Genomic DNA, 12,705 nt, shown 5'->3' on the forward strand with positions numbered 1-12,705 from the left:
TCGCTCAAAACAGGGCTGTATCTATAGCAGGTCTCGCTGATATCGAACGCACGGCACGCCAAAGCGATACTGACGCCATGCCCTGCGACCGCGTTCATGGCCATCTCTCGCCTCTGAGACGGCCTTAGCGCTTTTTTCCAAGGCCTCCTTCAGCAAATCATTCTGCATGCTCATCTCGGTAGTGAATCACACGACCGAGCGACCAAAGCGGCCATTGATGTTGATTGCAGCGAATACTGAGTGTGAGCCCAACCTGTAAATTCAGATTTCACGTTGCGCGCGCACGCAGAACGGAAATTTCTGCGTTTGCAGAATTATCTGCGCCGCGGTGCGGCGCAAGAACCTGCCATTCAAACAAGAAACAGAAAATGGTCGCCACATATTTACGAGTTGCCGAGCAAACCAAACCTTCGGACGTGTAGTTTCTACCAACGCAGCAACAAATACGGGCGCAAGTTGAACTTCGCTACAAGTTAATGGGCGGGGTTGTTACGGTGGTGAGAGTGGCGGTCGTTAGTAGGATCAGAAAGACAGCTGTAGCCTCGAAAACGATTGAGCGCCGCAGGCTGTCGCTCGCTCCTACACGATCGTCTGCCAGAGCAGGGACAAGCCGCCACTTGTTTAAACCTGCGAGGCCAAGCAAACCCGAAACAAATGTCAGTTTAGCGATCAGGGTCCAGCCGTAAGCTGTGGCAAAGAGGGCTGACAGCGATCCTGTCATTATCCAAGCAAAGATACTGCCGACGATGATGAGCAGAGGGACTGTCATAGCGGCAGCTTTTCCAAACCTATGCAACAGCGCCGCGCCCTCTGCGCCAACCGCCGCATGGTGAAGTGGTGCAAGCGCTCCGACCCAGAACGCCGCTGCAAGCAAATGCAGGACCAGTAACGCGGCCAGTAGCCAACGCGGCTCACCAAGAGAATGTCCTACGGATGTGTACGATATGGCGATCAGAAGCGGCCCGAAAAGAGCCGTCACTCGGCCAAATAGGCCCGGTACCAGCAAGCCCAGTACCAAAACCACACCTGCACCGCGCCAAGGTGCGGCGGTGCCAAGCGGGCTGTCCCACACAAAGGCAAGCATCATCGGATCGACCATCCCCGGCAGGCCCATGCCTGATATACGTGCGGCCCGAATGCCGAACCGCAGTGCCAGAACCGCGATAAGAAGGACAGCCGCAACGACCGCGATACGGATGGCAAACCGTCGGACGTCCGGCGCAGCCAACGGGAAAGCCGCCACAAAAAGCGGCCCACCCATTGCGAGCAGTGCAGCACCATAGCCCAGTGCCTTCGCCAGAATGGCAGCTACCGTCCATCCATCGATCTGCGCCAGCCCCTCCATGTGTCAGTTGGTGATCGTAAAGCCAAACGTGCCTTGCATCGGGTGGCCGTCAGACGCGAGCCCCCGCCAATCGACGGTGTATGCCCCTGCAGGCAGGTCGGCGGGCGGTATCGCGCGGAACTCGGTGACAGCATCCATACCGGTTTCACGCTCAATCGCCACGTCGCCGTCCGGCCCGGTCACTGTGATTGCGGTCACGCGCATCGGATCATCAAAGCGCATTTCAATCGCTTCAACCGTGGTCACGATCGCTTCATTCGCTGGCGTCGTGTCTTCGGCCTTCGAGTGCGCAATCGCGCCTGTCGCCAGTACGGCCATCATCAGGCCTGCCAGAATACTTTGTTTCATCATCTGTTTTCCATTTCGTCATGACGCGCGCGGATGTCTTCCGGCCAGGTTGATTTAATGTAGCTGAGGACGGCGATGATTTCATCATCCGTCAGCACACCGTCATAGATCGGCATGTTGGATGCATAGTCAGGATCGCCAATTAGCGCCCCGGTTCCGTACTTTGTCAGGCGGAACAAGGTGTCGCCGTTGTGGTGCCACGTATGACCGCTGGCATCGTGAGGAGGTGCCGGAAGCCGCCCGTCCGCACCAGCCACACGCCAGTTTGGCTGGCCTTCGAGATTGGCCCCGTGGCAGGAAGCGCAGTTCTCCTGATATATCCCAGCGCCTCGTGCGACCATGTCGCGGTCGTCATCGCGTAAGACCACGCTGCCCACGTCCGCAGAGAACGGGACAAGAGCATAGAGAGCGACCCCCAATAGGGCCGCTCCCGCGACTGCGATCAAAAGAGGTCGTTTCACAAACCAGCCTGATAAAAGACCGCGCCTGCGCCCGCCGCACCACCAAAAGCGATTACGTCATAGCGGGCGTCAGGGTCATTCCCCATTCCAGGTGATCCGGCGGGCATCCCCGGCACGGCGATCCCGGCTATGTCGGGACGTTCTTCCAGCAGTTTGGTCAGCGCGGCAAATGGCACGTGGCCCTCGACAACATAGCCATCGATCATGGCCGTGTGGCAGGCCCACATATTACCGGGCACGCCCGCGTCCAGTTTTGCGTTTGTTATGTCATCGGTATCCGTCACTGTGATGTCGTAACCTTCTTCCCGGGCCAGCGCGACCCATGCCCCGCAACAGCCACAGGTCGGGCTTTTCGTGACATGCATTTTGCCGTGATCGGCCATGTCCGCATGGTTTTCTGCATGAGCCATGCCGGTCACGCCAAGTGTTGCAAGGCCAAGGGTCAGTGCCGCCGCAGGGGCAAGGCTGAGAAGTGCTTTGATGAGTTTCATGAGATGTCCTCTCGATAAGTAAGCGCGCGAGCAAAGCCCGCTTTGGATGTGATTTCAGGGGGCTGCGCTGGAATGGCGCAGGCTGGATCACATCACGCGCGGCGGATCGAGCGGGCCGGACGGTTCAATGCCGCTCAGCAAAAGACCGGCTGCCGCAAACACATCTTCACCAGTGATTGGCCCCATGCTGTAACCTTCTGCGCCCGGCAGCAAGGCAAGCAGTACGTGACAGGTTTGCCCGCGTTCGGTACTGTCATCACAACACGCAGGCATGTCGTCTGACATCGTTTCCGCGACAGTACGTTCACTGTCGAAATTGGCTGCATGTCCGGCCTCCATCGCCACAGAAAACGTTGCGGAAAGCATCAGCATCACAATGAGAAGGCATCGAATTAGGACCATGGCGCAATCGTACCTGCGCTATATGCCGAATTGCAAGTCAACGACCCGTGAGATGCTGTCGCGGCGTCAGTGTTCGCCGTGGGCGTTTTCACCCCGCGCCATCATCAGGTGATGTGCCCGGTGATGATCCTGACTGGCCATCAGCCCAAAGAAACCAAGGCCCTGAATGCGGGCAACGACAGCGGGATCATTGCTGGTCACGCGCAGCTCCACACCCGTCGCCGACAGTGAAGCGGCCACAGTCCATCTATCATCACGCGCCAGCTGAGCAGCATGCGCAGGCACCATACCCCGGAGCGTCGCCACAGTGTCCTCTTCGCCTGTGACCGTTGCGACAATGCCACTAGGAAGGTCCGTTTCTGCTACCACGGCATCCGAAATCAGTCTGTCCATATCCACAAGATGTGCCCGAAGGCCTGCCAGATTCACTTGACCCCAATCGGTGTCTGGATCGGTTTCCAGCACACGCACCACTTCGGAAAGCGCCGCGAACGCTCCCTGACCGGGTTCAGTGAGAACAGTGTCATTTATCTCGCCACGTTGACCGTGCATCGTGTGATCCATGCCATCCCCGTGTTCTGAACCATGGGTCTGCGCGACGGCAACTGCGGCTGCGCCTATAAGGCCCGCAACTGTAAGATAGATTTTGAACCGCATCCTCAATTTCCTTGTAATTTCATTGCACCCTATCGGATCCGGGTCATGCAATATATGATTTCTATCATGTCGCACTGGATACAAATCTTTGATGACGCACCCTTGCGTGAGATTGCAAAAGGGACGCTTCTGTTTCGTCGGGAAGACCCCGTGAAGTCGATGTATCTGGTCCAATCCGGTTCAATTGCCTTGGAACGTTCGCTGGCAGACGGTGCGCCGCTGACGCTTCATATCGCGACCACAGGCGCGGCTGTGGCCGAAGCATCCCTGTTCGCCAAAACCTATCATTACGATGCCGTTGCGCGATCAGTCACAACAGTCGCGGTTCTGCCGAGGTCCAAATTCCTTTTTGCTCTCGGGGATCGGCCTGACGCGGCGCTTAGCCTTATTGAGACCCATGCAAAAGAAGTTCAGGCGCAGCGGATGCGGATCGAGATCTTGCGATTGCGCCGCGTCGCAGATCGGCTGGACGCATGGATCGATTTGTATGGTGAACCACTAAAAGGCAAATGGATTACCGTAGCCGACCAGATCGGCGTCTCGCCTCCGGCTCTGTATCGTGAATTGGCCCGCCGGAGAGCATAGCGGCTCAGGGCCGTTTAGACGCAATGACCATAGTGTCTATCCAATTCTACTATCCACTTCGCGCATCCGTGGCCAATGCGGATGATAGTCATCAATGACGATTGGATGACTGTGCGTTTGCCCATCCTGCACATGCGGATGATCTTTCGGGAGGTCATCGTGGGAATGTGTCACCGGTCCGCCGCTTTCCTGCGGCCAGAGAGCAATCCCGCAGACCACACCGGCACCCGCAAGCACGGCCAAGACAGCGAAGGTCACCGTTGGACCGGAAACAGTAATCAGCCACCCTGCGAGCGGGTAGGTCACCAGCCAGCAGACATGGGATAGGGCGAACTGGGCGGCGTATACGGCGGGACGATCCTCTGCGTGGGCGGAGCGTTTGAGCAAGCGTCCAGAGGGCGTGAGAATGGCGGAATAGCCAATCCCGATGATGAACCAACCTGCCAGCAGCGGTATCCATTGCGTCTCATAAACCAATGCCATCAGAGACAGTGCCAACAGCGCAGTTACTAACACCAGTGCGCCGCAGATCATCACTGGGCGATCGGGCTGGTTCTCCAGCAGCCTTGGTAAGACCAGTGCGGCCAGCATTGATCCACCACCGAAGACTCCGAGGGCAATGACAACCTGCGTGTCCCCAAGGCCAAGGTCAGAGCGGACGAGAACGACTGTATTCACCAACACCATTGCCCCCGCTGCGGCGGCGGCGAAGTTGAGCGACAACAACCCACGAAGGCGAGGCGTGGCGAGGTATATGCGCATCCCCCGTGTGGTGCGGTCGTATATGCCCCTTGGCTCCGTTGGTTTTGGGCTTGGCAACAGGACGGAGACGACTAACAGAGCGGAACCAGCGAAGCCGATGACCGTGCCAAAGAACAAGGCGTTGAAGCTGACGAAGGTCAGCAGGATCGCGGCCAGCAGTGGGCTGATTATGTTCTCCAAATCGTAGGCCAGACGCGATAGCGACAGCGCACGGGTGTAGCGGTCTTCCTCTGGCAGGATGTCGGGGATCGTGGCTTGGAACGTCGGTGTAAACGCGGCGGATGCGGATTGTAGCACGAAGATCAGGACGTAGACCTGCCAGACCTCGCTCACGAACGGCAGACAAAGGGCCACCACGGCACGGACAAGATCGAGGCTGACCAGCATGGTGCGGCGGGGCCAGCGGTTGGCGAAGGCCCCTGTAATCGGGGCGATGCCCACATAGGCCACCATCTTGATCGTGAAGATCGTGCCGAGGACGAGGCCAGCCCGTTCGCCTGAAAGATCATAGGCCAGCAGCCCAAGTGCGATGGTTGCCAAGCCTGTCCCCAGCAGCGCCACTAACTGTGCCAAGAACAGATGGCGGTAAGTGCGGTCAGCGAGGACGGAGAGCATGGGTGTTCCTTACAGATACTTGGTGATGGCCTTGAAATTGGCAGTGACGGAAGATTCACCTGTTCCGACCAGTGCATCGTCTAGGCAATGGTCGATATGATCTTGGATCAATGTGCGTTTGGCCTGCTGCACGGCCTTCTCCACCGCGTGAAGCTGCTGTGCGATGTCCACGCAGGGCTGCTCGTCCTCAATCATCTTGATGACGCTGGCCAAATGCCCGTTGGCACGTTTCAGCCGTTTGACGATGGCGGGGTGACTTGCATGGGTCGTGTGTTTTGTCATATGAGTTAACTAACCCCCTAGGGGGGATCGGGCAAGTGGGCCAAGACCCACGAGAGCAGGTGGAATGAAACGGGCAATCAGGGGATACCTGAGAGGACTGCTGACCATCGCTTTGGCGGTTGGTATGCTCCTGTCCGCGAACTCCCGCTCGGTCACCCATGACTTCACTGAACTGGCAAAGATCGTCGCTGAGCATCATGCTGAGATCGAAGAACACGGCCACGCTCACGAAGACATCATTGACCTGATGCATGCCTATCATGGTCACAGCCATGAGATCGCAGATCATGACCACAACATTGCGTTTCTACCGCCACGTGAACCTTCAGGTTCCATAAGGCCGACCAGCTCAAGTTGGGCGATGGCGCACAGCGCTATGCCTGACCGCAGAGACTACGGATTAGATCGACCGCCACGCGTGTGATGCTGCGCCCAACAGGGCGTCCCAAAACTTCACATTCAACAAACGGAAAATCCAAATGTTACCAAACCGATCCTATCGGTCGGGGCAGCAGTCGCATCCTATGCGCCAGCCTCTGACCATCTTCACCACGGTCATCTTGATGCTTATGGCATTCGCGACCTCTGCCTATGCCCATGACGTGACCCCCGGCGATGCGGGCTACATCCAGGAGATTTTCGGGGTGCATATCATCTCGTTCATCTATCTGGGCGCAAAGCACATGATGACGGGATATGACCACATCCTGTTTTTGCTCGGCGTCGTGTTCTTCCTTTATCATATGAAAGACGTGGCGATTTACGTTAGCCTGTTCGCCATCGGCCACTCGGTCACTATGCTTTTGGGCGTGTGGTTTGGCTGGGGCATCAACGCCTATATCATCGACGCGATCATCGGCCTGTCAGTCGTCTACAAGGCACTCGACAACCTTGGCACCTTCCAGAAGTGGTTCGGTTTCCAGCCCAACACCAAAGCCGCTACTCTGATCTTCGGTCTGTTCCACGGCACAGGGCTTGCCTCCAAAATCCTCGAATACCAGATCGCCGAGGACGGGCTTTTGGCCAACCTTTTGGCCTTCAACGTCGGGGTAGAGGTCGGGCAACTACTGGCGCTCTTCGTGATCCTGATCGTCATGGGCTACTGGCGTCGCAGCCCCAACTTCATGCGTCAGGCATCTGTCGCGAACATCATCATGGTCGGCCTCGGCGTTTTGCTCACATACCAGCAAATCGCAGGCTACATCGCCCGCACATAGAATTGGAGAGAATAATGCACAACGCACCGCAACCCAACATCGAAGACCTGCCAACCAAGGCACAACTGCGCCGTTCCTCGATCATCGCTGGTATCGGGTCCGTCCCGTATTCATCGGGGTCTGTGTCTATCTGCCCGCAGAATACGGGACGGACCCGACGGGCGTAGGCAGCATCCTTGGCCTGACCGAGATGGGCGAGATCAAGCAGCAGCTTGCCGCCGAAGCCGCCGCAGACGAGGCGCTACACGGAGGGGATGAATCCTCATCCTTGATGAATGACATCTTCGGACTGTTTGTCTCCACTGCTCACGCAGAAGAATCATGGCAGGACGAGATCACTTTCACCCTCGCGCCGAGTGAGTCCACAGAGATCAAAGCCACGATGGAAGAAGGTGCCACACTGAATTATGCGTGGACCTCAACAGGTGGGCGGGTCAACTTTGACCTTCACGCCCATGCGGACGGCGAGAACGTCACGTATGAGAAAGGTCGCGGCCAAACGTCTGGCGAGGGTAGCTTTGAAACCCCCTTCGCAGGAGACCATGGCTGGTTCTGGCGCAACCGTGACGATGAAGCGGTGACCGTAACACTGCAACTGCGCGGTGCCTAACGTATCATATACTGCGGTGCGGCCCGTTGAACCGGCCATTCGCTGCGATTGCAAAATCTCAGCACAAGCGAATTCACAGTCTGCGGGACGAAGCTGCCGTTCTATTATTAAAAATCAAAGTCCGGGAAGGCAGCAAAAGCGGACACTCTGGTTATAGAAATATTGCGGCGTCACAGTGATAATGCCGAACGCACGTCATCTGATTTTATATCAGTGGCAGGCCGATTGATGATGATATTTCCTGTATCAATACCAAGATAATGGTCAGAAATACTGGTCAGAAAATTCAAATTCTGTTCGCATAAAAACACGCCGGCTCCGGCAGTTACACGTTTTCTTACGCACTCCGCCATTAGTTCGATGTTTTCAGGCTGCACGCCTTCGGATGGTTCATCTAGGATGATCACGTTAGTGCCTTCAATCATCGTACGCACAAACGCGAGGATCTTACGCTCGCCACCGGACATTGTTCCAGCAGGTTGATCACGGCGTTCGGCAAGGCGGGGGAATAAGTCAAAATACGGCTCAAGAGGATGGGCGGTCTGGCCTACCTGAAGGTTCTCCCAAACCGTGAGGTCGTTAAAGACCATATCCGTTTGCGGCATATATCCGATGCCTTTTGCGCGGCGTTGATGTGCTTTGAGGCCAGAAATATCTTCGCCATTGAGAACGAGCCGGCCAGCTGCTGGCTTCAGATTGCCTTGTAACAACCTCGCCAAAGTTGTTTTGCCAACACCGTTGCGTCCGAAGACGCCAAGCACCTGACCCGCAGAAATTTGGGCAGACACGTCAAAGATGACGTTCGTGTCGCCATAGCCACCTGTCAGCTTGTCGACTTCCAATAGTACCGTCATTTGGACGCTCCTGCATAAACCGCCTGCACTTGGCGGTTGGCTCGGACGGATTCGTAGCTGTCAAAGGCGAGAACCTGCCCCTGATGCAGCACAAGCACCTTGTCTGAAATGGCCTCGACAATGCTCATGTCATGCTCAATCACGATCACCAATCCACCGCTTTGATCCTGATATTCTTGGACCAATCGCGTCATCAGTGCGGTTTCATCCGGCGACAGACCCGCGCACGGCTCGTCCAGTAGCAGCAACGCGGGTTCTGCGGCCGTGGTCATGGCAAATTCAAGAAACTGGCGATGCCCTTGGGGTAGGCTGCCTGCAGTTTTTGACAGGTCGCGCGCAAGTGACAAATCAGCGTTACCCATGACGCGAGCCAATGCTGCTGATTGCCATCCAAACGCAGAAGGCCGGAAAAGGTCGCGCCACCGCGCGCGCGCCGCCAACATTGAAAGAGTCAGGTTCTCAGCGACGCTCATCGAGAAAAAGACGGAAGGCACCTGAAGTTTACGCCCGATCCCGTTGCCCAACGCCGTGTGCGGTGCGCGGTTCTCAACAGATTTATCGCCAAAACTAATTTGACCACTGCTGACGCCGAGATTGCCAGTAATCGTGTTCAATGCACTGGTTTTACCGGCACCATTTGGGCCAATGATGCTAACAATTCCTTTGCTGGGTGTTTCAAACGAGACGCCATTGAGAATACGCACGACACCAATTTGCAGCCTGACGTCGTCAAATATCACAGGAGCAGGAACTTGGGTCGCTTGCGAGAGAGGCGCTACGGAAGGGCTGATCCCCGACGTCCCACCAGATCGCCAAATTCGGGCCATGATCGCGGCACCCAGTTCGGCTATTCCGCCGGGCGCTTTCAGCACGACGAGAATGAAACCCAGCGCCATGACGATCTCCCAGTAGGGAAAGCTGTCGCGCAGTTCTGCCGACGCCCAGCCCACGAGAACCGCGCCGATGAGGGGACCCAAAACATGAAAACGACCGCCGATTGCGGCAAGAATGACCAGCTCGGCAGACAGGCCGAATCCGGTTGCCGTTGGCGTTACAATGCCTTGGTGAGAGGCGAATAAGCCGCCCGCTAACGCAGCAATGACAGCGGAAACCGCAAAGGCACATCCCTTGATCCTGTGGGTCGCAAAGCCCAAAAGCTGCAAACGCGGCTCATTGTCCGCCACGCCTTTGACAACCAGATTGACGGGCAATCGGTTAAGGACCAGTAGCCCGGCAGAAACCACAACCGTCGCACCGACCACCAGATAATAGAAATTCCCGTAGGGATCGAGGCCACCAAGACTGCTGTAACCGGACAGACCGTTGAAGCCCCCCGTCAAGCCGGAGGCAGTGTTAGCAACTTGTTCGGCAATCATAACAAGCGCCAGTGTGATAAGCGAGAAATATGGCCCGCTTTCGCTGCGCCCTTTGAAGATCAACACGGCGAGGCCATAGGCCAGCAGACCGATCACCAACATTGCGACCACTGCCAGCCCTAATTGTGCAGGCAAGCTGTCGACATTTCGCAGTGTCGAAGCCGTGGCATAGGCCGCGACGCCAAAAAACAGCGCCTGACCCAAAGGCAGGATCCCTGTTTTGCCCCAGAGGTATCCGATACCCTGCGCGGCGATGCCATAGATCAGATAAAGCCCGATCTGGTACGCCATGAAATCCCCGAACATCTCGGGAATGAGCAACAAGGCTGCCAACAGCAGACTAACGGGAAGAAGAACGGATGCCATCAGGCTTCAACCACAGGAATAAAATTGAAAGGGTGAGCACCGCGAGATACCCATATGTCTGGCTGGCCAATGCTCCGATCACCGATTGGGTGCCCGCAATCAGCGTGACGCCAAGGCCCAGACCTTCGAGGCTGCCCAAGCCGCCCACAACCAGCGCGAAAAACGAGCGGATCAGATAGTCGATGCCCATCATTGGCTCAATGCGGATGGTGGGGGCCAACAACAATCCCGCCAGTCCTGCCGTGCAGCATCCAAAGACGAAAGCGGCTGCGGACAGTCGGCTTGTGTTGATCCCGACGGCTTGGGCAAGCTCGGGATTGCCGACCATCGCTTTGATCTGTGTGGCCACCTTTGATCTGCGGTTCCACCACGCCAACGCGCCAAAACCAACGCAAATTAGGCCCACGACAGCAATGCGGTAGAGAGGGTACTGCGCACCAAAAATCTCGACAGTACCCGCAATGGGCACACTGACCGATTGATAGCCACGTCCAAACATCAATTCGATGACTTCACGCAACAAAATGGCGATGCCCCATGTTGCAAGCAGACTGTCGAACATGCGTCCGTAAAGATGCCGAATAATCGTCCGTTCCAGAAACAATGCGACCAGCGCCACAGTTACGAGGCAAACCGGCACTTGCAACCATGTGGGTAACCCGAGGCTGGAGGTGATGACCGGCGCATAGGCCCCGATCATCACAAACTCTCCGTGTGCCATGTTCATGATCCGCAGCTTGCCAAAGACAATGGCAAGCCCCAGCGCAATCAACGCCAGTGTGCTGATTTGCCAGATCAGATTGAGGATTAGAATGGTCACCTGTGCTGCCGCTTAGTTGGCGCAAGCTTCGGATGAAGCGACGCTATCAAATGATGTGACAACCTCGAACGCTCCGCTTGAGCCATCTGCCAGATAAATCGTCTGCGCCATATGGTGACCCGTCAGAGTATTGTCCCCGCGCGGTGTGGTCCAAGTCAGCCCTTCTGCCGCGGCATCCATCGCCGCCACATCAAGGCTGCCTGCTTTCTCAGCCAGAGCATCCAGCAGCATTAAGCCCTCATAAGATGATTGACCCAGCGTATTGAGCGCAGGTGCATCCGCGCCGAACGCTGCAGCATAATCAGACGTAAAAGATGCGGCCGCTTCGCCCTTGATCGAAGTGAAATACCCGGATGTCGAGAACAAGCGATTGACGTTGTCCGCGCCGATCCCCGCAAGGGTGTTTTCCTCGATCAACGTGCCAAGCCGGATGGCCTGATCGTCCATCCCGAAGCCCGCAAAGCTGACGTTGAACCCAACTGAACCACCGCCCACAAGCGTGATCAGAACCGCATCTGCGCCGCTTTCCTTGATCCGCTGAAGCGAGCTGTCAAATTCGGCGACGGAGAATGGCAGGTATTCTTCGCCCACCACTTCGCCACCCGCATCGGCAATGTAGCCCTTTGCCAGCGCGTTTGTGTCGCGCGGCCAGTTATAGTCATGCCCGATGAGGTACCATTTTGAAATCTTCTCAGCGTCCATCAAATACGGGATCACAGGGGCCAATTGCTGGCTTGGGGTCTCACCCGTCACGTAAAGACCATTGGCACAGGCACCGCCTTCATAGACGGGGGTGTAGACGTAAGGCACCTCGCCATTGAACCGCCCCACCAATGCCTCGCGCACAGCGGAATCGTGCATACCGATGAAGGCTTGCACGCCTTCACCTTTCCACAGCCGTAACGCGGCCTGTGCCGCTTCCGCTGGTGGGACACCTACGTCCGCAAACACCAGTTCGATCTGTTCGCCGTTAATACCGCCGCCTGCATTGATCTTTTGCGCAGCCAGTTCAGCAGCATTGCGCGTCGAGGGACCGAAAAGCCCGGCGGGGCCTGAATCAGGCACCAGTACGCCGACTTTGATATCGGCCAATGCCGTGCCGCCAATCATCACGGCCGCGATAGAGGTGCTCGCCAAAAGGCGCAGTGTCTTGTTTAACATGTGTCTTCTCCCTGGTTGGTTTCGGCGTCTACTGCGCCATCGCTTTTTCTGCAGCCAGCGCCAGCGCCAATAGGGCGCGGTCCTGGCCGGGTAATGCGTCAAATTCGATGCCGACGGGCAATCCGGACGTGACGGGGCACGGCAAGGAAATGCCCGGTGCGCCGACGTTTGAGCCAAGATCGGTGTTGCGGATATAAGTCGGAAAGGTGGGAACTTGTGCGCCGTTCAACTCAACCGTTTCGTCCTGCCCGATGGGCCGCGCCGTCAGTGGCGTAGTGGGAAAGACGATCGCATCCAAACCATGATCACTGAAAACCTGGGCATAGATTTTGCGCATTGCCGGGCGGTGAACA

The 12,705-nt window shown here is 56.8% G+C and carries 18 protein-coding genes and 1 pseudogene; 5 read left to right on the forward strand and 14 right to left on the reverse strand.

What is annotated here, in order from left to right; all coding sequences use genetic code 11:
- The 7 genes and pseudogenes from ABJL60_RS20195 to ABJL60_RS20225 all read right to left on the reverse strand — a co-directional run.
- Window positions 1-177 (reverse strand): annotated as a pseudogene (locus tag ABJL60_RS20195) (IS3 family transposase); the annotation flags it as partial.
- A 289-nt stretch (window positions 178-466) separates the two neighbouring features.
- Window positions 467-1,345, reverse strand: coding sequence for a CopD family protein (locus tag ABJL60_RS20200; RefSeq protein ID WP_348432360.1), 879 nt, complete (start codon window positions 1,343-1,345; stop codon window positions 467-469).
- Between the two features lie 3 nt (window positions 1,346-1,348).
- Window positions 1,349-1,696: a copper resistance protein CopC gene (locus ABJL60_RS20205; protein ID WP_348289539.1), complete on the reverse strand. Its 348-nt coding sequence runs from the start codon at window positions 1,694-1,696 to the stop codon at window positions 1,349-1,351.
- A complete protein-coding gene (locus ABJL60_RS20210) occupies window positions 1,693-2,154 on the reverse strand; it encodes a c-type cytochrome (protein WP_348432361.1) in 462 nt (153 codons plus the stop codon). Before ABJL60_RS20210 ends, ABJL60_RS20205 begins: the two co-directional genes overlap by 4 nt.
- Window positions 2,151-2,645, reverse strand: coding sequence for a DUF411 domain-containing protein (locus ABJL60_RS20215; protein WP_348289543.1), 495 nt, complete (start codon window positions 2,643-2,645; stop codon window positions 2,151-2,153). Before ABJL60_RS20215 ends, ABJL60_RS20210 begins: the two co-directional genes overlap by 4 nt.
- 87 nt (window positions 2,646-2,732) lie before the next feature.
- The gene (locus ABJL60_RS20220; RefSeq protein WP_348432362.1) at window positions 2,733-3,011 is read right to left on the reverse strand and encodes a hypothetical protein; all 279 of its coding nucleotides are present in this window, start codon (window positions 3,009-3,011) and stop codon (window positions 2,733-2,735) included.
- A 102-nt stretch (window positions 3,012-3,113) separates the two neighbouring features.
- On the reverse strand, window positions 3,114-3,704 hold the full coding sequence (locus tag ABJL60_RS20225; RefSeq protein WP_348432363.1) for a hypothetical protein: 591 nt from the start codon (window positions 3,702-3,704) through the stop codon (window positions 3,114-3,116).
- A gap of 45 nt (window positions 3,705-3,749) precedes the next feature.
- Between ABJL60_RS20225 and ABJL60_RS20230 the strand changes: the two genes are divergently transcribed.
- Complete coding sequence (locus ABJL60_RS20230) at window positions 3,750-4,289, forward strand: Crp/Fnr family transcriptional regulator (RefSeq protein ID WP_348432364.1); 540 nt, start codon at window positions 3,750-3,752, stop codon at window positions 4,287-4,289.
- A gap of 36 nt (window positions 4,290-4,325) precedes the next feature.
- Here the strand turns inward: ABJL60_RS20230 and ABJL60_RS20235 are convergent, their stop codons facing one another.
- On the reverse strand, window positions 4,326-5,666 hold the full coding sequence (locus tag ABJL60_RS20235; RefSeq protein WP_348432365.1) for an MFS transporter: 1,341 nt from the start codon (window positions 5,664-5,666) through the stop codon (window positions 4,326-4,328).
- Window positions 5,667-5,675: 9 nt separating this feature from the next.
- Window positions 5,676-5,948, reverse strand: a complete 273-nt coding sequence (locus ABJL60_RS20240) for a metal-sensing transcriptional repressor (protein WP_348289552.1) — start codon at window positions 5,946-5,948, stop codon at window positions 5,676-5,678.
- Window positions 5,949-6,012: 64 nt separating this feature from the next.
- On the opposite strand from ABJL60_RS20240, the gene ABJL60_RS20245 reads away from it, so the two are divergent.
- From ABJL60_RS20245 to ABJL60_RS20260, 4 genes are all read left to right on the forward strand, one after another.
- Window positions 6,013-6,372, forward strand: coding sequence for a hypothetical protein (locus ABJL60_RS20245; protein ID WP_348432366.1), 360 nt, complete (start codon window positions 6,013-6,015; stop codon window positions 6,370-6,372).
- Window positions 6,373-6,511: 139 nt separating this feature from the next.
- Window positions 6,512-7,165: a HupE/UreJ family protein gene (locus ABJL60_RS20250; RefSeq protein WP_348432373.1), complete on the forward strand. Its 654-nt coding sequence runs from the start codon at window positions 6,512-6,514 to the stop codon at window positions 7,163-7,165.
- 14 nt (window positions 7,166-7,179) lie between these two features.
- Entirely contained in the window at window positions 7,180-7,332 is a 153-nt protein-coding gene (locus tag ABJL60_RS20255) for a hypothetical protein (protein WP_348502188.1), read from the forward strand.
- Window positions 7,333-7,355: 23 nt separating this feature from the next.
- On the forward strand, window positions 7,356-7,775 hold the full coding sequence (locus tag ABJL60_RS20260) for a hypothetical protein (RefSeq protein ID WP_348432367.1): 420 nt from the start codon (window positions 7,356-7,358) through the stop codon (window positions 7,773-7,775).
- A gap of 170 nt (window positions 7,776-7,945) precedes the next feature.
- Here ABJL60_RS20260 and ABJL60_RS20265 read toward each other — a convergent pair whose 3' ends face one another.
- The 5 genes from ABJL60_RS20265 to ABJL60_RS20285 form a co-directional block, all read right to left on the reverse strand.
- Entirely contained in the window at window positions 7,946-8,629 is a 684-nt protein-coding gene (locus tag ABJL60_RS20265; protein ID WP_348432368.1) for an ATP-binding cassette domain-containing protein, read from the reverse strand.
- Window positions 8,626-10,371: an ATP-binding cassette domain-containing protein gene (locus ABJL60_RS20270; RefSeq protein WP_348432369.1), complete on the reverse strand. Its 1,746-nt coding sequence runs from the start codon at window positions 10,369-10,371 to the stop codon at window positions 8,626-8,628. The genes ABJL60_RS20265 and ABJL60_RS20270 overlap by 4 nt, the downstream gene beginning before the upstream one ends.
- Entirely contained in the window at window positions 10,346-11,191 is an 846-nt protein-coding gene (locus ABJL60_RS20275) for a branched-chain amino acid ABC transporter permease (RefSeq protein WP_348432370.1), read from the reverse strand. Before ABJL60_RS20275 ends, ABJL60_RS20270 begins: the two co-directional genes overlap by 26 nt.
- Window positions 11,192-11,203: 12 nt before the next feature.
- Window positions 11,204-12,352: a substrate-binding domain-containing protein gene (locus ABJL60_RS20280; protein WP_348432371.1), complete on the reverse strand. Its 1,149-nt coding sequence runs from the start codon at window positions 12,350-12,352 to the stop codon at window positions 11,204-11,206.
- A gap of 28 nt (window positions 12,353-12,380) precedes the next feature.
- Window positions 12,381-12,705: amidase family protein (locus ABJL60_RS20285; protein WP_348432372.1), on the reverse strand; the 325-nt coding region annotated here is incomplete at its 5' end.

Origin of the sequence: Ascidiaceihabitans sp., assembly GCF_039986515.1 — a bacterium.
Lineage (GTDB): Bacteria > Pseudomonadota > Alphaproteobacteria > Rhodobacterales > Rhodobacteraceae > Ascidiaceihabitans.